The sequence below is a fragment of the Pseudomonas sp. ASL3 genome, from assembly GCF_056680425.1.
Genome location: NZ_CM155281.1, coordinates 664,449 through 688,263 on the forward strand (window position 1 = coordinate 664,449; position 23,815 = coordinate 688,263).

Annotated in this window: 17 protein-coding genes and 3 tRNA genes; 11 read left to right on the forward strand and 9 right to left on the reverse strand. The window is 57.5% G+C overall.

Annotated features, from left to right (window positions below; genetic code table 11):
• The first annotated feature begins 4 nt into the window (after positions 1-4).
• Positions 5-1,387, forward strand: a complete 1,383-nt coding sequence (gene cysS / locus AC1MEE_RS03050) for a cysteine--tRNA ligase (RefSeq protein WP_480413754.1) — start codon at positions 5-7, stop codon at positions 1,385-1,387.
• A 72-nt stretch (positions 1,388-1,459) separates the two neighbouring features.
• Here the strand turns inward: cysS and folD are convergent, their stop codons facing one another.
• A complete protein-coding gene (folD, locus tag AC1MEE_RS03055) occupies positions 1,460-2,314 on the reverse strand; it encodes a bifunctional methylenetetrahydrofolate dehydrogenase/methenyltetrahydrofolate cyclohydrolase FolD (RefSeq protein WP_480413755.1) in 855 nt (284 codons plus the stop codon).
• A gap of 280 nt (positions 2,315-2,594) precedes the next feature.
• On the opposite strand from folD, the gene AC1MEE_RS03060 reads away from it, so the two are divergent.
• The 9 genes from AC1MEE_RS03060 (at position 2,595) to AC1MEE_RS03100 (ending at position 11,838) form a co-directional block, all read left to right on the forward strand.
• Positions 2,595-2,671: transfer RNA gene (locus tag AC1MEE_RS03060), tRNA-Arg, on the forward strand.
• A gap of 58 nt (positions 2,672-2,729) precedes the next feature.
• Positions 2,730-2,805: transfer RNA gene (locus tag AC1MEE_RS03065), tRNA-His, on the forward strand.
• 57 nt (positions 2,806-2,862) lie between these two features.
• Positions 2,863-2,947, forward strand: a tRNA-Leu gene (locus AC1MEE_RS03070).
• Positions 2,948-3,338: 391 nt separating this feature from the next.
• Entirely contained in the window at positions 3,339-4,649 is a 1,311-nt protein-coding gene (gene tig, locus AC1MEE_RS03075) for a trigger factor (RefSeq protein WP_480413756.1), read from the forward strand.
• Positions 4,650-4,739: 90 nt separating this feature from the next.
• On the forward strand, positions 4,740-5,381 hold the full coding sequence (gene clpP, locus AC1MEE_RS03080) for an ATP-dependent Clp endopeptidase proteolytic subunit ClpP (RefSeq protein ID WP_480413757.1): 642 nt from the start codon (positions 4,740-4,742) through the stop codon (positions 5,379-5,381).
• Between the two features lie 105 nt (positions 5,382-5,486).
• Positions 5,487-6,770: an ATP-dependent Clp protease ATP-binding subunit ClpX gene (gene clpX / locus AC1MEE_RS03085; protein WP_297835917.1), complete on the forward strand. Its 1,284-nt coding sequence runs from the start codon at positions 5,487-5,489 to the stop codon at positions 6,768-6,770.
• 157 nt (positions 6,771-6,927) lie between these two features.
• Positions 6,928-9,324 carry an endopeptidase La gene (lon, locus tag AC1MEE_RS03090; RefSeq protein WP_480413758.1) on the forward strand — a complete coding sequence of 799 codons (2,397 nt, stop codon included), beginning with the start codon at positions 6,928-6,930 and terminating at the stop codon, positions 9,322-9,324.
• Between the two features lie 140 nt (positions 9,325-9,464).
• Positions 9,465-9,737 carry an HU family DNA-binding protein gene (locus AC1MEE_RS03095; RefSeq protein WP_002552737.1) on the forward strand — a complete coding sequence of 91 codons (273 nt, stop codon included), beginning with the start codon at positions 9,465-9,467 and terminating at the stop codon, positions 9,735-9,737.
• Between the two features lie 229 nt (positions 9,738-9,966).
• Complete coding sequence (locus tag AC1MEE_RS03100) at positions 9,967-11,838, forward strand: SurA N-terminal domain-containing protein (protein WP_480413760.1); 1,872 nt, start codon at positions 9,967-9,969, stop codon at positions 11,836-11,838.
• A gap of 155 nt (positions 11,839-11,993) precedes the next feature.
• On the opposite strand, the gene fabI is transcribed toward AC1MEE_RS03100, so the two are convergent.
• The 8 genes from fabI to gloB form a co-directional block, all read right to left on the reverse strand.
• Positions 11,994-12,788: an enoyl-ACP reductase FabI gene (gene fabI, locus AC1MEE_RS03105; RefSeq protein ID WP_480413761.1), complete on the reverse strand. Its 795-nt coding sequence runs from the start codon at positions 12,786-12,788 to the stop codon at positions 11,994-11,996.
• 18 nt (positions 12,789-12,806) lie between these two features.
• Entirely contained in the window at positions 12,807-14,417 is a 1,611-nt protein-coding gene (locus AC1MEE_RS03110; RefSeq protein WP_480413762.1) for an ABC transporter ATP-binding protein, read from the reverse strand.
• Between the two features lies 1 nt (position 14,418).
• Positions 14,419-15,438 (reverse strand): ABC transporter permease, encoded by a 1,020-nt coding sequence (locus AC1MEE_RS03115; RefSeq protein WP_480413763.1) that lies wholly within the window; start codon positions 15,436-15,438, stop codon positions 14,419-14,421.
• A gap of 1 nt (position 15,439) precedes the next feature.
• Positions 15,440-16,513, reverse strand: a complete 1,074-nt coding sequence (locus AC1MEE_RS03120; protein ID WP_480413765.1) for a microcin C ABC transporter permease YejB — start codon at positions 16,511-16,513, stop codon at positions 15,440-15,442.
• A 1-nt stretch (position 16,514) separates the two neighbouring features.
• Positions 16,515-18,392, reverse strand: coding sequence for an extracellular solute-binding protein (locus tag AC1MEE_RS03125; protein WP_480413766.1), 1,878 nt, complete (start codon positions 18,390-18,392; stop codon positions 16,515-16,517).
• On the reverse strand, positions 18,389-20,218 hold the full coding sequence (locus AC1MEE_RS03130; protein ID WP_480413768.1) for an extracellular solute-binding protein: 1,830 nt from the start codon (positions 20,216-20,218) through the stop codon (positions 18,389-18,391). The genes AC1MEE_RS03125 and AC1MEE_RS03130 overlap by 4 nt, the downstream gene beginning before the upstream one ends.
• A 239-nt stretch (positions 20,219-20,457) precedes the next feature.
• Positions 20,458-22,056 carry a lytic transglycosylase domain-containing protein gene (locus tag AC1MEE_RS03135; RefSeq protein WP_480413769.1) on the reverse strand — a complete coding sequence of 533 codons (1,599 nt, stop codon included), beginning with the start codon at positions 22,054-22,056 and terminating at the stop codon, positions 20,458-20,460.
• A 99-nt stretch (positions 22,057-22,155) separates the two neighbouring features.
• A complete protein-coding gene (gene gloB / locus AC1MEE_RS03140) occupies positions 22,156-22,935 on the reverse strand; it encodes a hydroxyacylglutathione hydrolase (protein ID WP_480413770.1) in 780 nt (259 codons plus the stop codon).
• 82 nt (positions 22,936-23,017) lie between these two features.
• On the opposite strand from gloB, the gene AC1MEE_RS03145 reads away from it, so the two are divergent.
• Positions 23,018-23,776, forward strand: a complete 759-nt coding sequence (locus tag AC1MEE_RS03145) for a methyltransferase domain-containing protein (RefSeq protein WP_480413771.1) — start codon at positions 23,018-23,020, stop codon at positions 23,774-23,776.
• The last annotated feature ends 39 nt before the right edge of the window (positions 23,777-23,815 follow it).

Sequence of the window (23,815 nt, forward strand, 5' to 3'; positions counted from 1 at the left end):
CATCGTGCTTTCGATCTACAACACGCTCACCAAGAGCAAAGAAGTCTTCAAGCCGCTGGACGGCAACAAGGTGCGGATGTACGTATGCGGCATGACCGTGTACGACTTCTGCCACCTTGGGCATGGTCGCAGCATGGTCGCGTTCGACCTGGTGACCCGCTGGTTGCGTTTCAGCGGGTATGACCTGACCTATGTGCGCAACATCACCGATATCGACGACAAAATCATCAATCGTGCCCGTGAAAACGGCGAGTCGTTCGAAGCCCTGACGGCGCGCATGATCGATGCGATGCACGAGGACGAGGCACGCCTGAACATCTTGCCGCCGGATATGGAGCCGCGTGCGACCGATCATATCGCTGGCATGCATGCCATGATCCAGGCCTTGATCGACAAGGGGTACGCCTACGCGCCGGGTAATGGCGACGTGTACTACCGTGTCGGCAAATTCCTCGGTTACGGCAAGTTGTCACGCAAGAAAATCGAAGACCTGCGCATCGGTGCGCGGATCGAAGTGGATGAGTCCAAGGACGATCCGCTGGACTTCGTGCTGTGGAAAGGTGTCAAGCCAGGCGAGCCGAGCTGGGAGTCGCCCTGGGGCGCAGGCCGTCCGGGCTGGCACATCGAATGTTCGGTGATGTCGACCTGCTGCCTGGGCGACACCTTCGATATTCATGGCGGCGGCAACGACCTCGAGTTTCCGCACCACGAAAACGAAATCGCTCAGAGCGAGGCGGCCACTGGCAAGCCTTACGCCAACGCCTGGATGCATTGCGGCATGATCCGCATCAATGGCGAGAAGATGTCCAAGTCCTTGAACAACTTCTTTACCATTCGCGATGTGCTGGATAAATACCATCCGGAAGTGGTGCGTTACCTGCTGGTGTCCAGCCATTACCGCAGTTCGATCAATTACTCCGAAGACAGTCTGAAAGAGTCCAAGGGTGCGCTGGAGCGGTTCTATCACGCTCTCAAGGGCTTGCCTGCGGCTGCTCCTGCCGGTGGCGAAGCGTTCGTCGAGCGCTTCTCCCAGGCGATGAACGACGACTTCGGCACGCCGGAAGCCTGCGCGGTGCTGTTCGAGATGGTGCGTGAAATCAACCGTCTGCGCGATACCGATCTGGCTGCTGCATCTGGCCTGGCGGCGCGTTTGAAAGAGCTGGCCAGTGTGTTGGGTGTGTTGCAGCTCGAAGCGGACGACTTTTTGCGTGCAGGCGCAGAAGGCCGGGTCGATGCGGCTGAAGTCGAAGCGCTGATCCAGGCCCGACTGACTGCCCGTGCCGACAAGGATTGGGCTGCATCCGACCGCATCCGCGACCAGCTCACGGCTATGGGCGTGGTGTTGGAAGATGGTAAAGGTGGGACGACCTGGCGTTTGGCGGACTGACGTCCTCCGGCTTTTCTCGATCCATGAAAAACGGCACCCTCGGGTGCCGTTTTTCATTGCCGGTCAGTGCACTCAGGCGTGCAGTGTTTCCGCTGCGTACAAGGTGTTTTCCAGCAGGCAGGCACGGGTCATCGGCCCCACGCCACCGGGTACCGGGGTAATCCAGCCTGCACGGGGCAGGGCGGTTTCGTACACCACGTCGCCGACCAGCTTGCCGTCTTCCTGGCGGTTGATGCCGACGTCAATCACGATAGCGCCTTCCTTGATCCACTCCCCCTTGACCAGACCGGGTTTGCCGGCGGCCACAACCACCAGATCGGCACGACCGACATGGCCCGCCAGGTCTCGCGTGAAGCGGTGGGTGACGGTAACGGTGCAGCCGGCCAGCAACAGCTCCATCGCCATTGGGCGACCAACGATGTTGGAAGCGCCGACGACGACGGCATCCATCCCGTAAAGATCGACACCGGTGCTTTCCAGCAGGGTGATGATGCCTTTGGGGGTGCAGGGGCGCAGCAGGGGAATGCGTTGCGCCAGACGGCCGACGTTATAAGGATGGAAACCATCCACGTCTTTGTCCGGGCGAATGCGCTCCAGCAACCTGGAGGCGTCCAGATGCTCTGGCAGTGGCAGTTGCAACAGGATGCCGTCGATCTTCGCGTCGTCGTTGAGACGATCGATAAGGTCAGTCAGCTCGTCCTGGGTGGTGTCGGTAGGCAAGTCATAGGCTTGCGAGATGAAGCCAACCTCTTCGCAGTCTTTCCGCTTGTGCGAGACATAAACCTGAGAAGCGGGGTCTTTGCCGACCAGAATCACCGCGAGGCCCGGCGTACGCAGGCCCTGCTGGCGACGCTCGGCGACACGTTTGGCGATCTGCTGGCGCAGGCTGGCTGCGATCGCTTTGCCGTCGATTAGTTTTGCAGTCATGACGGGTGATTAACCATCGAAAGGGATTGAAAATGAGCGCGCATTCTCGCATGACATGGCGTAAGGGCAAAGGCGCTTGGTCTGCATATTCCTCTAACTCCTTTATCTAGCTGAATTTTTTTCGAAAAAGAGTTGACGACTATCAGGACCGTCTATAAGATTCGTCGCACTTGTCGGGCACAGCCTAGCACTGGTTAAGAAAGTCAGGCGGAGTTGCAGGTTTGCTCAGCGTGACTGAAAGCTCTTAATTTGTAATCGGTAAAAGATGCAGATTAAATAAGCGCCCGTAGCTCAGCTGGATAGAGCATCCGCCTTCTAAGCGGATGGTCGCAGGTTCGAGTCCTGCCGGGTGCGCCATTTAAGGCAGCTTTGGCACAAGTAATGTTGTATTGATGTACCGGTCACACGCAATATGGTGGGCGTAGCTCAGTTGGTAGAGCACGGGATTGTGACTCCCGTTGTCGAGGGTTCGATCCCCTTCGTCCACCCCATATTAGAAAGGGCGCCTGATTTAACAATCTGGCGCCTTTGCTTTAAAGACTTGATGCGCGGATGTGGTGGAATTGGTAGACACACTGGATTTAGGTTCCAGCGCCGCAAGGTGTGAGAGTTCGAGTCTCTCCGTCCGCACCAAGATACAAGCTTTGCGAAGCGCCCAAGGCCTTTGCAAGGCAACAAAAAAAACCGCCTAGTGCGGTTTTTTTTGTTTCAGCGTATTACGTTTTGCGCCCGGCGCGCCCAACAGCCCCGGCTGTTTTGTCTGGCGTCAGGCGGTTTTTGGGTTGAGAGGAGGGTGGGCTGCGCGCCAGTGCTTCCTTATATAGGCCGTGCCAGACGCGTTGCCTGCTACCTTGCGTCAACTGTTCGCAAAGGTCGTCGTCGATCCCTCGCGATGGCTTGATTTCATGCTGCTTATTTACCCTTTTTCAGTAGGGTGACTTCTTGAGTTTGACCCACTAGAATGCATGCCCTTGATTCTGGGGTCGGAAACGGCCGGCTAACGTCTGTGCAACGAGGAATATCCATGCAAGTTTCTGTTGAAAATACTTCCGCTCTTGAGCGCCGCATGACCATTGGCGTGCCTGCCGAACGCATCGAGACTGAAGTCAACAAGCGTCTGCAGCAGACTGCACGTAACGCCAAGATTCCAGGCTTCCGTCCTGGCAAAGTGCCTATGAGCGTGATCCGTCAGCGTTATGAAGACGGCGCTCGTCAGGACGCATTGGGCGAGCTGATTCAGGCGACTTTCTACGAGGCAGTGGTTGAGCAGAAGCTGAACCCGGCTGGCGCACCGTCTGTAGAGCCAAAAGCCTTTGAAAAAGGTAAAGATCTGGAATACGTGGCTACTTTCGAAGTATTCCCGGAATTCACGGTTGCAGGTTTCGACTCCATCGCTGTCGAGCGTCTGAGTGCAGACGTGGCTGACGCGGATCTGGACAAAATGCTGGAAATTCTGCGCAAGCAGAATGTTCGTTTCGAAGTCACCGAGCGTGCAGCTCAGAACGAAGATCAACTGAATATTGATTTCGTTGGCAAGGTCGACGGCGAAGTGTTCGCTGGCGGTTCCGCCACAGGTACTCAGCTGGTGCTGGGTTCCGGTCGCATGATCCCTGGTTTCGAAGACGGTCTGGTTGGCGCTAAAGCTGGCGAAGAACGCGTTCTGAACCTGACTTTCCCGGAAAACTACCAGAACCTGGACCTGGCTAACAAAGCCGCTGAGTTCACCGTGACGGTCAACACTGTTTCCGAGCCTAAATTGCCTGAGCTGAACGAAGAGTTCTTCACTCAGTTCGGCATCAAGGAATCGGGCGTCGACGGTTTCCGCACCGAGGTTCGCAAGAACATGGAGCGTGAACTGCGTCAGGCGATCAAATCCAAGGTCAAGAATCAGGTGATGGACGGCTTGCTGGCCTCCAACCCGATCGAAGTGCCTAAAGCGCTGCTCGACAACGAAGTGAGCCGTCTGCGCGTGCAGGCTGTTCAGCAATTCGGTGGCAACATCAAGCCTGATCAACTGCCGGCCGAGCTGTTCACCGAGCAAGCCAAGCGTCGCGTTGAGCTGGGCCTGATTGTTGCTGAAGTGGTCAAGCAGTTCGACCTCAAGCCTGACGACGCTCGTGTTCGCGAGATGATTCAGGAAATGGCTTCGGCTTATCAAGAGCCTGAGCAGGTCGTGTCCTGGTACTACAAGAACGACCAGCAACTGAACGAAGTGCGTTCGGTTGTGCTGGAAGAGCAAGTTGTGGATACTGTTTTGCAGAAAGCTAGCGTGACCGACAAATCGGTCTCTTACGAAGAAGCTGTCAAGCCGGTCGAAGCTCCACAAGCCGACTGATTTTTTCTCTCGTTCGAAAACACCATAAGCCAGCCTTCGAGCTGGCTTATGCGTATTCAAGAAATGACTATTTGGGAGTGAATGCAGGACATGTCCCGCAATTCTTATATTCAGCAGAACTCTGACATCCAGGCCGCTGGCGGCCTGGTCCCGATGGTTATCGAGCAGTCCGCCCGTGGCGAACGCGCCTATGACATCTACTCGCGCCTCCTCAAGGAGCGGGTGATCTTTCTGGTGGGTCCGGTAGAAGACTACATGGCCAACCTGATCGCAGCGCAACTGCTGTTCCTTGAAGCGGAAAACCCGGACAAGGACATCCATCTTTACATCAACTCACCAGGCGGTTCGGTGACTGCAGGCATGTCGATCTACGACACCATGCAGTTCATCAAGCCAGACGTGTCGACCATTTGCATCGGTCAGGCCTGCAGCATGGGTGCCTTGCTGTTGGCTGGTGGCGCCGCTAAAAAGCGTTACTGCCTGCCGAACTCGCGAATGATGATTCACCAGCCACTGGGCGGTTTCCAGGGGCAGGCGTCGGATATCGATATCCATGCCAAGGAAATCCTGTCTATTCGTGCGCGCTTGAATGAAATTCTTGCGCACCATACCGGGCAGTCGATTGAGACGATCGAGCAAGACACCAATCGCGACAACTTCATGAGCGCGGAACGCGCTGCTGAATACGGTCTGATCGATCAGGTGCTCACTCAGCGTCAAATGGCTCGCTAAGCAGCTCAATCGGAGGTGGTTGGGACAACTGACCACCTGCGGACTTGAAAAAGCCCGCAATAGCCTTCATCTTGTGTTGCAAGCCTACCGGATTGGATCGATCGAATGACTGACACCCGCAACGGCGAGGACAACGGCAAGCTGCTTTATTGCTCCTTCTGTGGCAAAAGCCAGCATGAAGTGCGCAAATTGATTGCCGGCCCCTCGGTTTTTATCTGCGACGAGTGCGTCGACCTGTGCAACGACATCATCCGTGAGGAGGTGCAAGAAGCCCAGGCTGAAAGCAGCGCGCATAAATTGCCATCGCCGAAAGAAATCAGCGGCATCCTTGATCAGTATGTGATTGGTCAGGAGCGTGCGAAAAAGGTTCTGGCAGTAGCGGTGTACAACCACTACAAACGTCTGAACCAGCGTGACAAAAAGAATGATGATGTTGAACTCGGTAAAAGCAACATCCTGCTGATCGGCCCTACCGGCTCCGGCAAGACACTGCTCGCCGAAACATTGGCTCGTTTGCTCAATGTACCGTTCACCATCGCTGACGCCACCACCCTGACCGAAGCCGGTTATGTGGGGGAGGATGTGGAAAACATCATTCAGAAGCTGTTGCAGAAATGTGATTACGACGTAGAGAAAGCCCAAATGGGTATCGTCTACATCGATGAAATCGACAAGATTTCGCGCAAATCCGACAACCCTTCGATCACTCGTGATGTTTCCGGCGAGGGCGTGCAACAGGCCTTGCTGAAACTGATCGAAGGCACCGTGGCTTCCGTTCCTCCTCAAGGGGGTCGCAAGCATCCACAGCAGGAATTCCTGCAAGTGGACACACGTAACATCCTGTTTATCTGCGGTGGCGCTTTCTCAGGCCTGGAAAAGGTTATTCAGAGCCGTTCCACTCGCGGCGGCATCGGCTTCAACGCCGAAGTGCGCAGCAAGGAAGAAGGCAAGAAGGTTGGCGAATCGCTGCGTGAGGTCGAGCCTGACGATCTGGTCAAGTTCGGTCTGATTCCAGAGTTCGTGGGCCGTCTGCCGGTTCTGGCGACGTTGGACGAATTGGATGAGGCTGCGTTGATGCAGATCCTCACCGAGCCGAAAAACGCGCTGACCAAGCAGTATGCAAAACTGTTCGAAATGGAAGGTGTGGACCTCGAGTTCCGTGCCGATGCGCTGAAATCGATCGCCAAACGCGCACTTGAGCGCAAGACAGGCGCCCGTGGTCTGCGTTCCATTCTCGAAGGCGTTCTGCTCGACACCATGTACGAGATCCCCTCGCAGTCTGAGGTGAGCAAGGTGGTGATCGATGAGAGTGTCATCGAGGGCACGTCCAAGCCGCTGTTGATCTACGAAAACAGCGAGCCGGCCGCCAAGGCTGCTCCAGACGCGTAAGTGAAACTGCTGCGTGGATGAGTAATAAAGAGGGGGCCTTCGGGCCCCTTTTGCTTTTCCTGCGCCAGAGCTTGTTTTTTTGAGTGGCTACCCCCATCTTGGGTTCAAGCTTAATTTTATCTGTCCACGGCCCTATGGCCGCCGTAGAGGCGAAATCATGAAGACAACCATCGAATTGCCTCTCTTGCCATTGCGCGATGTTGTGGTTTATCCGCACATGGTTATCCCGCTGTTCGTGGGGCGCGAGAAATCTATCGAAGCCCTTGAGGCCGCGATGACTGGCGACAAGCAGATCCTTTTGCTCGCGCAAAGAAATCCCGCGGATGATGATCCTGGTGAAGAGGCTCTTTATAGCGTCGGCACCATTGCAACCGTATTGCAACTGCTCAAGCTGCCTGATGGCACCGTCAAGGTGCTGGTCGAAGGTGAGCAACGTGGCACTGTCGAACGCTTTATCGAGGTCGATGGTCATTGTCGCGCTGAAGTGACCTTGATCGACGAGGTGGAAGCACCTGACCGCGAATCCGAAGTGTTCGTGCGCAGCCTGCTGGCTCAGTTCGAACAATATGTACAGTTGGGCAAAAAAGTCCCGGCTGAAGTCCTGTCTTCGCTCAATAGCATCGATGAGCCGGGCCGCCTGGTCGATACCATGGCTGCGCATATGGCGCTGAAAATCGAACAGAAGCAGGAAATCCTCGAAATCGTCGATCTGCCCGCACGGGTAGAGCACGTACTGGCTTTGCTGGATGCCGAGATTGATCTGTTGCAGGTCGAGAAGCGCATACGCGGCCGGGTTAAAAAACAGATGGAGCGCAGCCAGCGCGAGTACTACCTGAATGAGCAGATGAAGGCCATTCAGAAAGAGCTGGGCGACAGTGACGAAAGTCACAACGAAATCGAAGACCTGAAAAAGCGCATCGATGCTGCCGGTCTGCCTAAAGACGCCTTGACCAAAGCGCTGGCTGAGCTGAACAAGCTCAAGCAAATGTCGCCTATGTCGGCCGAAGCGACGGTAGTGCGCTCCTATATCGACTGGCTGGTGCAAGTGCCGTGGAAGGCTCAGAGCAAGGTGCGTCTGGACCTGGCTCGCGCTGAAGACATTCTTGATGCCGACCACTATGGTCTGGATGAAGTTAAAGAACGCATCCTCGAATACCTCGCCGTTCAAAAACGCGTGAAGAAAGTTCGTGGTCCGGTTTTGTGTCTGGTAGGTCCGCCGGGTGTGGGTAAAACTTCCCTCGCGGAGTCGATTGCCCATGCAACTAACCGAAAATTCGTGCGTATGGCCCTCGGTGGCGTGCGTGATGAAGCTGAAATCCGTGGTCATCGCCGGACTTATATCGGTTCGATGCCGGGAAGATTGATACAAAAGATGACAAAAGTGGGTGTGCGCAACCCGCTGTTCCTTCTTGATGAAATCGACAAGATGGGCAGCGACATGCGCGGCGATCCGGCCTCGGCACTGCTTGAAGTGCTCGATCCGGAGCAGAACCACAATTTCAACGACCACTATCTGGAAGTCGACTACGACCTTTCCGATGTGATGTTCCTGTGCACCGCGAACTCGATGAATATCCCTGCGGCGTTGCTGGACCGGATGGAAGTGATCCGTCTGCCTGGCTACACCGAAGACGAGAAAATCAATATCGCGGTCAAGTACCTGTCGCCAAAACAGACTCAGGCCAATGGCTTGAAAAAGGGCGAAGTGGAGTTTGAAGAGGAAGCGATTCGCGACATCGTCCGCTACTACACCCGTGAAGCGGGTGTGCGCAGCCTGGAACGGCAAATCGCCAAGGTCTGCCGCAAGGCGGTCAAACAGCACGCGCTCGAAAAACGCTTCTCGATCCGTGTTACCGCGGAAATGCTCGAGGATTTCCTGGGTGTACGTAAATTCCGCTACGGTTTGGCCGAGCAGCAGGATCAGATCGGTCAAGTGACAGGCCTGGCGTGGACGCAAGTGGGCGGCGAATTGCTGACCATCGAAGCGGCTGTGGTGCCTGGCAAAGGTCAGTTGATCAAGACCGGTTCGCTGGGTGATGTGATGGTCGAATCCATCACGGCTGCCCTGACGGTAGTGCGCAGCCGTGCCAAAAGCCTGGGGATCCCTCTGGACTTCCATGAGAAGCGCGACACTCATATCCATATGCCGGAAGGAGCCACCCCTAAAGACGGCCCTAGCGCTGGCGTAGGTATGTGCACGGCCCTTGTTTCAGCGCTGACAGGGATCCCTGTGCGCGCAGACGTGGCAATGACCGGCGAAATTACCCTGCGGGGGCAGGTTTTGGCCATTGGCGGTTTAAAGGAAAAACTGCTCGCGGCGCACCGTGGCGGAATCAAAACCGTGATCATTCCCGAAGAAAACGTACGGGATTTGAAAGAGATTCCGGACAATATCAAACGGGACCTGCAGATTAAACCGGTTAAATGGATTGACGAGGTCCTGCAAATTGCGCTGCAATACGCGCCGGAGCCCTTGCCAGATGTGGTTCCGGAGATGGTTGCAAAGGATGAAAAGCGCGAGTCTGACTCTAAGGAAAGAATTAGCACGCATTAGTCTGAAGGGCCTTCCTTGACAGATTTTTAGAGCCCTTGTTATAAAGCGGCTCTAAAAGTGTCTGTAGGCCATTCAGCACTCGTTTTGCTTACACCAAAAAACTTAGAAACATACTCAATATAGATATAAGGGGACTTAGAGTGAACAAGTCGGAACTGATTGATGCTATCGCTGCATCTGCTGATATCCCGAAAGCTGCTGCTGGCCGTGCGCTGGACGCAGTGATCGAATCCGTCACTGGCGCTCTGAAGGCTGGCGACTCTGTTGTACTGGTAGGTTTCGGCACTTTCTCCGTTACAGATCGTCCTGCTCGTATCGGTCGCAACCCTCAGACCGGTAAGACGCTGGAAATCGCAGCAGCCAAAAAACCAGGTTTCAAAGCCGGTAAAGCACTGAAAGAAGCTGTCAACTAAGTTTCTTTCAAACCTTTGCCCATCCAGGCCAGGGTCATTCCTGTCCTGGCAGCGGAGCGGTAGGTCAGTCGGCTAAAATGCCGACCTGTCACACCGGGGGTCGCGGATTCGAGCCCCGACCGCTCCGCCAGTTACGAGAAGGCGCATCCTCGGATGCGCCTTTCTTCTATCCGGATTCTACCCACGCTCCGCGGTTGGTTTAATCAGTACAACCGTTTCTGGGGGACGCATGCTGCAGAATATCAGGGACAACTCCCAAGGCTGGATTGCCAAGACGATCATTGGGGTCATCGTTGCATTGATGGCCTTGACCGGTTTTGACGCCATTTTCAGGGCCACCAGCACGAGTCAGGATGCTGCCAAGGTCAATGGTGAAGAGATCACTCAAAACGAGCTGAGTCAGGCGGTTGAAATGCAACGCCGTCAGCTTATGCAGCAGCTGGGCAAGGATTTCGATCCTGCACTGCTGGATGAAAAAATGCTGCATGACGCGGCCTTGAAAGGGCTGGTCGATCGCAAATTGTTGCTGCAAGGCGCAGCCGATTCGAAATTCGCCTTCTCCGAAGCGGCTCTGGATCAGCAGATTTTGCAGACACCTGAATTTCAGGTAGACGGCAAATTCAGCGCTGACCATTTCGATCAGGTCATTCGCCAACTGGGCTACAGTCGTTTGCAGTTCCGCCACATGATGGCTCAGGAAATGCTGATTGGTCAGGTGCGCGCAGGTCTGGCGGGCAGCAGTTTTGTGACCGACGCTCAGGTTGAAGCGTTCGCCCGTCTGGAAAAACAGACTCGTGATTTCGCCACGTTGACGTTTACCGCCGACACCGCCGCCGCGAAAGTGACCGACGATGAAGTCAAGGCACATTACGACGAGCACGCCAAAGAGTTTATGAGCCCTGAGCAAGTCGTACTGGACTTCATCGAGTTGAAGAAGTCTTCTTTCTTCGATCAGGTTGAAGTCAAGGACGCCGATTTGCAGGCGGCTTATCAGAAAGAAATCGGCAACCTCGCCGAGCAGCGTCGTGCTGCGCATATTCTGATCGACGTGAATGACAAGCTGAACGAGGCTCAGGCCAAGGCGAAGATTGAAGAGATTCAACAGCGTCTGGCCAAAGGTGAAAATTTTGCGGCCCTGGCCAAGGAATTTTCCCAGGATCCGGGTTCGGCCAGCAAGGGTGGTGACCTGGGCTATGCAGGCCAGGGCGTTTACGATCCTGCTTTTGAAAAGGCGCTGTATGACCTGAAGAAAGACCAGGTTTCAGCCCCGGTACGCAGTAGTTTTGGTTGGCACTTGATCAAGCTGTTGGGCGTTGAAGCACCGTCGGTGCCGACCTTTGCCAGCTTGAAGGGCAAGCTGACCCACGAGCTGAAAGCGCAACAGGTCGAACAGCGTTTCGTCGATGCGATGAAGAAGCTCGAAGACTCGGCGTTCGAAGCATCGGATCTGTCGCAGCCTGCTCAAGAGTTGGGTCTGAAAGTGCAGACGTCTGCGCCATTCGGTCGTGAAGGCGGTGAAGGCATTACTGCCAACCGTGCAGTGATCCAGGCAGCGTTCAACCCAGAAGTACTTGAAACAGGCGCCAACAGCGCCGCGCTTGAGCTCGATCCGGAAACAGCGGTGGTGGTACGGGTCAAGGAACACCGTCAGCCTGAGCAGTTGCCGCTTGAAAGCGTCGCCGGCAGCATTCGTGCGCAGTTGATCAAGAATCACGCCAGCGAAGCGGTCAAGACCAAGGGCGAAGCGTTGTTGGCTGGCTTGCGTGACGGCAAGATCCCTCTGGCGGCCAAGCAAGACGGTCAGAGCTGGAAGGTACTGGAAGCAGTGACTCGCAGTCAGGAAGGTGTCGATCCAGCGGTGTTGCAAGCACTGTTCCGCATGCCTAAACCTGAAGCTAAGGACAAGCCTGTTTACTCCAGCCTGAAAGCAGCTGACGGCAGTTTTGTGATTGTGCGCCTCAACGGCGTCAATCAAGCCGCAGCGCCGACAGAGGCAGAGAAAGCGCAGTACCGCCGTTTCCTCGCCTCGCGTGCTGGCCAGCAGGATTTTGCTGCTTACCGCGCGCAGTTGGAAAGCAAAGCGAAGATCGAGCGTTACTGACGCTTGATCCCGCGACAAAAAGAAGGCCGCTCATTGAGCGGCCTTTTTTTTCCGCGATACCCGCCCCTGTGGGGGCAGGCTTGCCTGCGAACGGCGGCCCAACAAAAAGCCCGCGAACTCTCACAAGCCGCGGGCTTCTGGTCAACCGGAGAAGATTACTCTTCGAGGTTGCCCATCGCGGTGGTGTTGAAGCCGCCGTCGACGTACATGATCTCGCCGCTGATGCCCGAAGCCAGGTCCGAACACAGGAATGCGCCGGCGTTGCCGACTTCATCGATGGTCACGTTGCGACGCAGCGGAGTTTGCGCTTCGTTGGCAGCGAGCATTTTGCGGAAGTTCTTGATACCGGAAGCGGCGAGGGTGCGGATCGGGCCAGCCGATACCGCGTTGACGCGTGTGCCTTCCGGGCCAAGGCTACCGGCCAGATAACGTACACCGGCTTCCAGGCTGGCCTTGGCCATGCCCATCACGTTGTAGTTGGGCATGGTGCGCTCTGCGCCCAGGTAGGACAGGGTCAGCAGGCTGCCATTGCGGCCCTTCATCATTTCGCGACCGGCCTTGGCCAGCGCGACGAAGCTGTAGGCGCTGATGTCGTGAGCGATGCGGAAACCATCACGGGTCGTCGCCTGAGTGAAGTCGCCATCAAGCTGATCGCCTGGAGCGAAGCCTACCGAGTGAACGATCACGTCCAGGCCATCCCATTTTTTGCCCAGTTCTTCAAAGACCTTGGCGATCTCTTCGTCGCTGGCCACGTCACAAGGGAAGCACAGTTCAGGGCCCGAGCCCCAGCCTGCGGCGAACTCTTCGACACGACCTTTGAGTTTGTCGTTCTGGTAGGTGAAGGCCAGCTCTGCGCCCTCGCGATGCATGGCGGCAGCGATGCCGGATGCGATGGACAGTTTGCTAGCGACACCGACGATCAGGACGCGCTTACCGGCGAGAAAACCCATGTGTTGTTCCTCTTCAGGTTAATCGACAGCTACCGGCGCCAAAAAGGCGGCTTCCAGCAGCTGCTGTGTATAGGGATGTTGCGGTGCGGCAAAAATGCTCTGTGCCGAACCCTGTTCAACGACTTGCCCCTGCTTGACCACCATCAACTGGTGGCTCAGCGCTTTGACTACCGCCAGATCATGGCTGATAAACAAATAGGTCAGGTTGTACTTCTTTTGCAGTGAACGCAGTAGCTCCACCACTTGGCGCTGGACGGTCCGGTCGAGCGCCGAGGTGGGCTCGTCCAACAGAATCAGCGCCGGTTTTAACACTAATGCCCGGGCAATGGCGATTCTCTGCCGCTGCCCGCCGGAAAATTCGTGGGGGTAGCGGTGCCGGGTTTCCGGATCCAGACCTACCTCCTTCAGCGCCTCGATGATGGCGCGTTCCTGTTCGGCCGCCGTGCCCATGTGATGAATGCGCAGGCCCTCACCAACGATGTCGCTTACACACATTCGGGGGCTCAGGCTGCCGTAAGGGTCCTGAAACACCACCTGCATTTGCCGGCGCAGCGGACGAATCTGCTGTTGCGTCAGGCAGTCTAGCGTCTTGCCTTGAAACCGTATGGCACCCTTGCTGCCAATCAGCCGAAGAATCGCCAAACCCAACGTCGACTTGCCTGAGCCGCTTTCGCCGACAATCCCCAGCGTTTGCCCTTGAGGCAGGCTGAAGTTGATGCCGTCGACCGCTTTGACATGATCGACGGTGTGCTTGAACAGGCCTTTCTTGATCGGAAACCAGACCCGCAGATCGTCGACTTCAAGCAACGGTGCGCCGGCAACATTGTCCGCCGGACCTCCACTGGGCTCGGCGCCCAGCAATTCTTGCGTGTACGGATGCTGCGGTGAACGGAACAGCTGTTCACATGACGCTTGTTCGACGATACGACCTTGCTGCATGACACATACCCGATGCGCAATTTTCCGAACCAGGTTCAGATCGTGGCTGATCAGCAGCATCGCCATGCCCAGCCGGGCTTGCAACTCCTTGAGCAATTCGAGGATTTTCAGCTGTACCGTCACGTCGAGCGCAGTGGTCGGCTCGTCGGCGATCAATAGCTCGGGCTCGTTGGCCAGGGCCATGGCGATCATCACACGCTGGCGCTGGCCGCCTGAGAGCTCGTGTGGCAGGGCTTTGAGACGTTTGTGAGGTTCGGTGATGCCTACCAGCTCAAGCAGCTCCAGCGTGCGCAGCGTGGCGGCCTTGCCCTGCAGGCCCTTGTGCAGGCCAAGTACCTCGTTGATCTGCTTCTCGATGGATTGCAGCGGGTTCAGCGAGGTCATCGGCTCCTGGAAGATCATCGCAATCCGGTTGCCACGGATCGCGCGCAATCTATTCTCGCTGAGGGTCAACAGGTCATGCCCTGCGTACTGGATAGTCCCGCTGGGATGGCGCGCGAGCGGGTAGGGCAGCAGACGCAGAATCGAGTGCGCGATGACCGACTTGCCCGAGCCGCTTTCGCCGACCAGCGCCAGGGTTTCGCCCCGACGGATATCGAAGCTGATCCCCTCGACCACGCGATTGGGTTGCCCGCCAGTGACAAACTCGACGGCGAGATCGCGGACTTCGATCAAATTGTCCTTGTTCATCTCATTTCCTTGGGTCGAAAGCGTCGCGGGCGGATTCGCCGATGAACACCAGCAGGCTGAGCATCAGGGCCAGCACGGCAAAGGCGCTGATCCCAAGCCAGGGCGCCTGTAAGTTGGATTTGCCCTGGGCCACCAACTCGCCCAGCGACGGCGAGCCGGCTGGCAGGCCGAAGCCGAGAAAGTCCAGAGCGGTCAGGGTGCCGATGGCGCCCGTGAGGATGAATGGCATGAAGGTCATGGTCGAGATCATGGCGTTGGGCAGAATATGGCGGAACATGATCGCGCCGTTCTGCATGCCCAATGCCCGTGCGGCGCGCACGTATTCCAGATTGCGTCCCCGCAGGAATTCGGCGCGCACCACGTCTACCAGGCTCATCCAGGAAAACAGCAGCATGATGCCCAGCAGCCACCAAAAATTAGGCTGGACGAAGCTGGCGAGGATGATCAGCAGATACAGAACCGGCAGCCCGGACCAGATTTCCAGGAAGCGCTGCCCCACCAGATCCACCCAGCCGCCATAAAACCCCTGTAGCGCGCCCGCGATGACTCCGATGATCGAGCTGAGCACGGTCAGCGTCAGGGCGAACAGTACCGATATACGGAAGCCATAGATCACCCGCGCCAGCACGTCGCGGCCCTGATCGTCGGTGCCGAAGTAATTCTCCGCCGACGGCGGGCCGGGGGCCGGGACTTTCAGGTCGTAGTTGATGCTCTGATAGCTGAAGGGAATCGGCGCCCATAAGGTCCAGCCGTCGTTGGCCGCCAGCAGTTCCTTGATGTACGGGCTTTTATAATTGGCTTCCAGCGGAAATTCGCCGCCGAAAGTGGTTTCCGGGTAGCGCTTGAACACCGGGAAATACCATTGGCCGTCATAGCGCACGGCCAGCGGCTTGTCGTTGGCGATCAATTCGGCGCCCAGGCTCAGGCCGAACAGAATCAGAAACAGCCACAGCGACCACCAGCCGCGCTTGTTGGCCTTGAAGCGCTCGAAGCGGCGGCGATTGAGAGGAGAGAGCGCCATATCAATGCTCCCTGCTTTCGAAGTCGATACGCGGGTCGACCAGCGTATACGTGATGTCACTGATCAATTTCACCACCAACCCCATCAGGGTAAAAATAAACAGGGTGCCGAAGACCACCGGATAGTCGCGGTTGATGGCGGCCTCGAAACTCATCAGGCCCAGACCATCGAGGGAGAAGATCACCTCCACCAGCAGCGAGCCGGTGAAGAAAATACCGATGAAGGCCGAAGGGACACCAGCGATCACCAGCAGCATCGCATTTCGGAATACATGCCCGTACAGCACGCGACGCTGGCTCAGGCCCTTGGCCTTGGCGGTGATCACGTACTGTTTGCCGATTTCATCGAGGAAGCTGTTTTTGGTGAGGAAGGTCATGGTCGCGAAGTTACCGATGACCAGCGCGGTAACGGGCAGCGCCAGGTGCCAGAAGTAGTCGAGGATCTTGCCGCCCCAGCTCAGCTCGCTGAAGTTGTTCGAGGTCAGGCCGCGCAAGGGGAACCAGTCGAAATAGCTGCCACCGGCGAACACCACGATCAACAGGATGGCGAACAGGAAGGCCGGGATGGCGTAACCGACAATGATCGCTGAGCTGGTCCAGACATCGAAGTGGCTGCCATGACGTGTCGCCTTGGCGATCCCCAGCGGAATCGACACCAGGTACATGATCAAGGTGCTCCACAGCCCGAGGGAAATGGAGACCGGCATCTTCTCGACAATCAGGTCGACGACTTTGGCATCGCGGAAAAAACTGTCGCCGAAATCGAGGGTGGCGTAGTTCTTGATCATGATCCACAAACGTTCGGGTGCGGACTTGTCGAAGCCATACAGGTGCTCGATTTCCTTCACCAACGCTGGATCAAGCCCTTGCGCACCGCGATAGCTGGAGCCGGCCACCGACACTTCCGCACCCCCGCCGGCGATGCGGCTGGTGGCGCCTTCAAAGCCTTCGAGCTTGGCGATCATCTGCTCCACCGGGCCGCCGGGCGCAGCCTGGATGATCACGAAATTGACCAGCAAAATGCCGAACAGCGTCGGAACGATCAGCAACAGGCGCCGAAAAATATAGGCCAGCATCTTATTGCTCCACGCTCGCCGGATCGGCTTGCTTAGTTGTTTGCCCGGTTGTTTGTAGGGGAATCGCCGGCGTGGCGTCGGGTTTTACCCACCAGGTCGAAGGAGCGACGTCATACAGTGCCGTGGTTTTTGGGTGCCCGATATGATCCCAGTACGCCACGCGCCAGGTCTTGATGTGCCAGTTGGGGACCACGTAGTAGCCCCAGAGCAATACGCGGTCCAGCGCACGGGCGTGGGTGATCAGGCTTTGCCGTGAGTCGGCGTTGATCAGGCCGTCGACCAGGGTGTCGATAGCCGGGTCTCTGAGGCCGATGAAGTTGCGGCTGCCAGGTTTGTCGGCGCTGGAGGAGTCCCAGTATTCACGTTGCTCATTGCCCGGCGAGTTGGACTGCGGGAAGCTGCTGACAATCATGTCGAAGTCCCGCGAGCGCAGACGGTTCACGTATTGCGACACATCGACCCGGCGCAGCACCAGATCGATGCCGAGGTCGCTGAGATTGCGCTTGAAGGGCAGCAGGATGCGTTCGAACTCGGTCTGCGCCAGCAAGAACTCGATCTGCACGGGCTTGCCCTGGGCGTCGACCATCTTGTCGTCGACGATGCGCCAGCCAGCCTCTTGCAGCAGTTGAAAGGCCTGACGCTGTTGCGGGCGAATCATGCCGCTGCCATCGGTCACTGGCAGCTTGAATTCATCCGTGAACACCCGGTCCGGGACCTTGCCGCGCAGCGGTTCGAGCACGGCCAGCTCTTCCTTGGACGGCATGCCGCTGGAGGCCATATCGGAATTGTCGAAGTAGCTTTTGGTTCGGGTATAGGCGCCGTTGAACAGCTGCTTGTTGGTCCACTGGAAATCCAGCAGCAGGTTCAGCGCCTCACGCACGCGCACGTCCTGGAATATCGGGCGCCGCAGGTTGAAGACAAAGCCCTGCATGCCGGTGGGGTTACCGTTGGGAATCTCTTCCTTGATCAGCCGGCCAGCGTTGACGGCGGGGGTGTTGTAAGCGGTGGCCCAGTTCTTGGCGCTGATTTCCAGCCAATAATCGAATTGCCCGGCCTTGAGTGCTTCAAGGGCGACGGTGTTGTCCCGATAGTAGTCGATGGACATCGTGTCAAAGTTGTAGGAACCACGGTTGACCGGCAGGTCCTTGCCCCAGTAATCCTTGACCCGCTCGTAGCGAATCGAGCGCCCGGCCTTGACCTCGGCCACCTTGTAGGGGCCGCTGCCCAGCGGAATTTCCAGATTGCTCTTGCTGAAGTCGCGATTTTCCCACCAGTGCTTGGGCAGGACCGGCAGTTGGCCGAGGATCAACGGTAACTCGCGGTTGTTATGGTGCTTGAACTTGAAGAGCACCCGCAGGGGATCTTCGGCGATGACCTGATCAACGTCGGCGTAATAGCCGCGAAACATCGGCGCGCCGTTTTTGATCAGGGTTTCGAAGCTGAACACCACGTCTTCGGCGCGCACCGGATGGCCGTCGTTGAAGCGGGCTTCGGGGCGCAGATAGAACCGCACCCAGCTATTGTCCGGGGCTTTTTCGATTTTGCCGGCGATCAGCCCATATTCGGTGAAGGGTTCATCCAGACCCTGACGGGCGAGGGTGTCGTAAATCATGCCGATATCGTCGGCGGGCACGCCCTTGTTGATAAAGGGGTTCAGGCTATCGAAGCCGCCGAAACCAGCCTGACGGAAGTTGCCACCCTTTGGGGCATCCGGATTGACGTAGTCGAAATGCTTGAAGTCGGCGGGGTATTTCGGGGCTTCGTTGTACAGGGTCAGGGCGTGCGCAGGATCGGCCTGAACAGGGCCGGCCAGAGCGGCGCAGGCCCCCATCAGCAAGATGCCGCTGGCCTGCATCAGCAGGGAGCGCATAGCAATCATTGAGTCTTCTCCGAAGGCTTGAGCCACCACGCGCGCAGACCCAGAGTGTAGGGCGGGGTGGTGACCCTGGCGAACCGGTTGCGGTACGCCAGGCGATGATAATCGAGGTACCAGTTGGGGATGCTGTAGTGCTGCCAGAGCAGCACCCGATCCAGGGCATGGGCCGCGGCAAGTTGTTCATCGTACGATTGTGCCGCCAGCAATTGATTGAGCAGGCTGTCGACCACCGGGCTGGACACGCCTGCGTAATTCTTGCTGCCTTTGACCACGGCCTGGCTGGAGTGGAAGTACTGCCACTGTTCGAGGCCCGGGCTGAGGGTCTGGTTCAGGGTCATCAAAATCATGTCGAAATCGAATTGGTCCAGGCGCTGTTTGTACTGGGCGCGATCCACCGTACGTAAACGGGCGTCGATCCCGATGTGTGAGAGATCCTCGACGTAAGGCTGCAGAATCCGCTCAAGGTCGGGATTGACCAGCAATATTTCGAAGCGCAGGGGCTGACCGTTGCGATTGAGCAAGCGCTGATCGGACAGTGTCCATCCCGCCTCGGCCAATAGACCCAGCGCCCGGCGCAAGGTTTCCCGGGGGATGTCACCGCCGGTGGTTTTGGACACGCTGAACGGCTGGGTAAACAGGTTCGGCGGCAGTTGATCGCGCCAGGGCGAAAGCATTAGTCGTTCGCGACCCACCGGCAGACCGGTGGCAGAGAATTCGCTGTTGGGGTAATAACTCATCGAGCGAGTGTAGGCGTCGCTGAACAGCGCACGGTTGGTCCATTCGAAATTGAACATCAGGCCCAGCGCTTCGCGCACCTTGACGTCGGCGAAGGTGCCGCGCCGGGTGTTCATGAACAGTCCCTGGGTCTGAGTCGGAATCTTGTGCGGGATCTGCGCCTTGATCACGTCACCGTTGGCGACTGCCGGGAAGTGGTAGCCGTTGGACCAGTTCTTGGCCTGATGCTCGATGTAGATATCGAACTCACCGGCCTTGAACGCCTCGAACGCCACATCGCTGTCGCGGTAGAACTCGACTTCGACGCGATTGAAATTGTACTTGCCGCGGTTCACCGCCAGATCCTTGCCCCACCAATCCTTGACCCGTTCGAACACCAGCTGTCGTCCGGGTTGCACCTGCGTGATTCGGTAAGGACCGCTGCCCACTGGCGGCTCGAAGGTGGTGGCCTTGAAGTCGCGATTCTTCCAATAGTGCTGCGGCAATACCGGCATTTCGCCCAAACGCAGGATCAGCAAGGGATTGTTGGCACGTTTGAAGACAAAACGGATGCGATGGCGGTTGAGAATATCGACCCGTTGTACTTCTTGCAGGCTGGTACGGTATTGCGGATGACCTTCCTTGAGCAGCAGGCGATAGGAGAACGCTACGTCATACGCGGTGATCGGCTTGCCATCGTGGAAGCGTGCCTGCGGGCGCAGGTTGAACACCACCCAACTGCGGTCTTCGCTGTACTCGACGGTTTGCGCGATCAGACCGTAGCTGGACGTCGGTTCGTCGCCGGAGGGGTCGTACTGGCCGGTGCCGACCATCAAGGGTTCGTTGAGCTCGTTGACCCCGTATTGCAGGAAATTCGGTGTCGAAATCGGGCTGGTGCCCTTGAAGGTGTAGGGGTTGAGCGTATCGAAAGTGCCAAATGCCATGATCCTCAAGGTGCCGCCTTTTGGCGCCTCGGGATTGACCCAGTCGAAATGAGTAAAGCTGGCTGGGTACTTGAGAACGCCGAACTGCGCATAGCCATGGCTTTCGCTGATGGTTGCGCCTGCGGGAAAGCTCAAGGCCAGGCTGAGTATGAGCAGGAGGGGACGTATCAAATCCGGGATCCGATCCAGGCGGCTTGGGCTTCTGGGGCGGTACAGTAACAGCTTGTATCCGTTGGAAAAAGCAGGCTGCCGGACAAGCCTGGGGAATGCGGGGTGGAGCTTTGCTGACAGTGCTGGCCTCTTCGCGAATGAATTCGCTCCCACAGGGGTATGCAATCTACTGTGGGAGCGAATTCATTCGCGAAGGCTGAAGGTCTGGCGCAGAGAGCCTGGCAGACAGCACAGAGCTTTCAATCGTTCTGATACACGGTCAGGGTTTCACCCGGTCTGAGTGCCTGGCCGCTGCGCGGGTTCCAGCGTTTGAGATGCTGCATCTCGACGTTGAAACGTTTGGCCACCAGATACATCGAATCGCCTTTGCGGATCGTGTACTGCGTCGTTTTCTTGTCGCTGCCTTTGCCTTTGCCGCTGGTTTTGGCGACAACGTTTGCTTTGGCGCTGGCTTTGCTTGTGTCCTGCATGACCAGGGTCTGCCCGACCTTCAGGTTTTGTCCGGACAGCTTGTTCCAGTGCTGCAGGTCTTTGACGTCGACTTTGTTGGCTCTGGCGATGGCTGCCAGGTTATCGCCCTTTTTCACCCGATAATTGCGGCTTGGCGTGGGCTTGTCGCGGCTGGCCATTTGCTCGAATACCGGCCGTGCCGGTGTCACGCCGGGCTGGGTCGGAATACGCAAGGTCTGACCCACGCGCAGGCTTTTGCCTGTCAGCTTGTTGATATTCTTGAGCGAGTTGGCCGATACCTGATAGCGGCTGGCGAGGCTGGCCAGCGTGTCGCCATGGCGCACACGGTATTGCTGCCAATCCACCAGTTCCTGCGGCTTCATGTGCGACAGGCTGGCGGTCAGCAGTTGTGCCTTGGCCGTTGGCACCAGCAAATGCTGGGGGCCGTCGATGGTCATGCGCTTTTTGAAGGCTGGATTGAGCTGGAACAGTTCGTCTTCGTCGATATCGGCCATGGCTGCCACTTTCGACAGGTCCATGCGCTGGTTGAGTTCGACGACTTCGAAGTAGGGTTCGTTGGCAATCGGGTTGAGGTTGACGCCGTAGGCTTCCGGCGCCATCACCACTTGCGACAACGCCAGGAATTTGGGCACGTAATCCATGGTTTCCTGCGGCAATGGCAGGTTCCAGTAATCGGTGGGCAGGCCGAGTTTCTGGTTGCGTTCGATGGCCCGGCTGACTGTGCCTTCGCCCGCGTTATAGGCGGCCAACGCCAGCAGCCAGTCGCCGTTGAACATATCGTGCAGGCGGGTCAGGTAGTCCAGGGCGGCGATGGTCGAGGCGGTGATGTCGCGACGGCCATCATAGAAGCTGGTCTGACGCAGGTTGAAGTAGCGCCCGGTGGACGGGATGAACTGCCAAATGCCCGAGGCGTCGCTACGCGAGTAGGCCATGGGGTTGTAAGCGCTTTCGATCACCGGGAGCAAGGCCAGCTCCAGCGGCATATTGCGTTCTTCGAGGCGCTCTACGATGTAGTGCATGTAAAGGCTGCCGCGTTCGCCGGCGTTTTCCAGAAAGGACGGGTTGTTGGCGAACCACAGGCGTTGTTGATCGATACGTGGGTTCTGGCCGTTGCCTTCTTGCAACTGGAAGCCCTGACGCATCCGCTCCCAGACATCCTGTGGCGCCAGCGGGGTCGGTTTGTCAGTGAGGAAAATTGGTTTTTGCGGGTATCCGGCGGCCAGATTCGGCGCCCGGTGACTGACGCCGGGATCGATATGGTTGGTGGTCTGACAACCAGCCAGCGCGGCGCCCAGGACCACAGCAATAGCCTGAGCCAACCGGGTCAATGCGTCTGAATTGATGGCTTTGCGTATGGGTGACGACATTGGCTGGGGGGTGTTTTCAGGCAAAAATGTCGGGCGATTCTAGGAACCACCCAGCCAACGGTCAACCTTTCAGAATTTCCGTGCTGATGATGGCAGCAGTTAGAACTTATCTTTCCATGCGCGCAAGCTAGCAAAAATAGCACTTGGCGACTGATTGTCTGTACCAGTCCGTTCGTCCGCTTTTTCTTTAACGGATGTTTCATGCGTCCGAATAAACGGATTGGTGCGTCGTTCCAGCGCTAAATTGGAAGGCAGGCTGATCCGGTCTTCACTGCGCCATTGGCTGACCTGGATGAAGCGTTCGGCGATGTCGATGTTGCCGGGTTCCACTGCCTGGGCGAAGCGCAGATTGCTCAGGGTGTATTCGTGGGTGCAGTAGATCAGGGTGCTGTCCGGCAGCGCTGCCAGACGGCTCAATGACTGATGCATTTGTTCGGGCGTGCCCTCGAACAGACGGCCGCAACCGGCTGCGAACAGGGTGTCGCCGCAGAACAGTAACGGGGCTTTCGGATCGTCATGGTAGAAGGCGATATGGCCCAGGGTGTGACCGGGCACAGCGTGCACGGCGAAACTCAGGCCGAGTACGGTGATCTGATCGTTATCGCTGAGGGCGATGTCCCGCGCCGGGATGCTTTCCGCTGCCGGGCCCAGTACACGGGCGCCGGTGGCTTTTTTCAGTTGCTCGACGCCGCCGACATGGTCGTGATGGTGGTGGGTGACCAGGATGTCGCTGAGCTGCCAGCCTGGATGCTGTTCCAGCCAGGCGAGGACGGGTGTGGCATCGCCGGGGTCGACCACGGCACAGCGTTGGCTGGCAGTGTCTTGTAACAACCAGATGTAGTTGTCAGTAAAAGCGGGCAGGGCGTCGATCTGTATCATGGCGCAGTTCGCTAAGCGGTAAACAATGGTGCATCTTAGAGTCTGTCGTGGTTCTAAGCGAGCGCCCTCATGGAGATCATAAATGACCGATGAAGCTTTCGCCCAGGCTGATCCTGAATGGCTTGCGTTGATCAGCTCGGCCCGTGAGTGGTTGTCCGGGCCGCTGGGGCAACTGTTGCTGGAGGAGGAACGGCGGCTGCTCGAAGATGAGCTGGGCCGTTACTTCGGTGGCTACCTGGTGCATTACGGCCCTTCTGCCGAAGCGCCGCCGGTGGCCCACCAGGTTCAGCGTAACGTTCGTCTCGGTGCGCCATTGCCCGGCGTCGAAATTGTCTGTGAAGAACAGGCCTGGCCCTTGAGTGAGCACGCGGCTGACGTCGTGGTCATGCAACATGGTCTGGATTTCTGCCTGTCGCCTCACGGTTTGCTGCGTGAAGCCGCCGGCAGTGTGCGCCCCGGCGGGCATTTGCTGATTATCGGGATCAACCCCTGGAGTGCCTGGGGGCTGCGGCATGTTTTCGCCCATGATGCGTTGCGCAAGGCGCGCTGCATTTCGCCTTCGCGGGTGGCTGACTGGTTGAACCTGCTCGGCTTCGCGCTGGAGAAACGACGCTTCGGATGCTATCGTCCGCCGCTTGCTTCAGCGGCGTGGAAAGCTCGACTGGCCGGACTGGAACGTCTCGGTGACGGTTGGCAAAGCCCCGGCGGCGGCTTCTATTTATTGGTTGCACGCAAGATAGTGGTCGGCCTGCGCCCCGTGCGTCCGGTGCGGCGTGAGCCCATGGGCAAGCTGCTGCCGTTGCCGATGGCCAAGGTCAATCGGCGCAACCCGCAACCGTGAAGCGTCAAGTCAGATGACACATTCTCGGTGGAAAGTTTG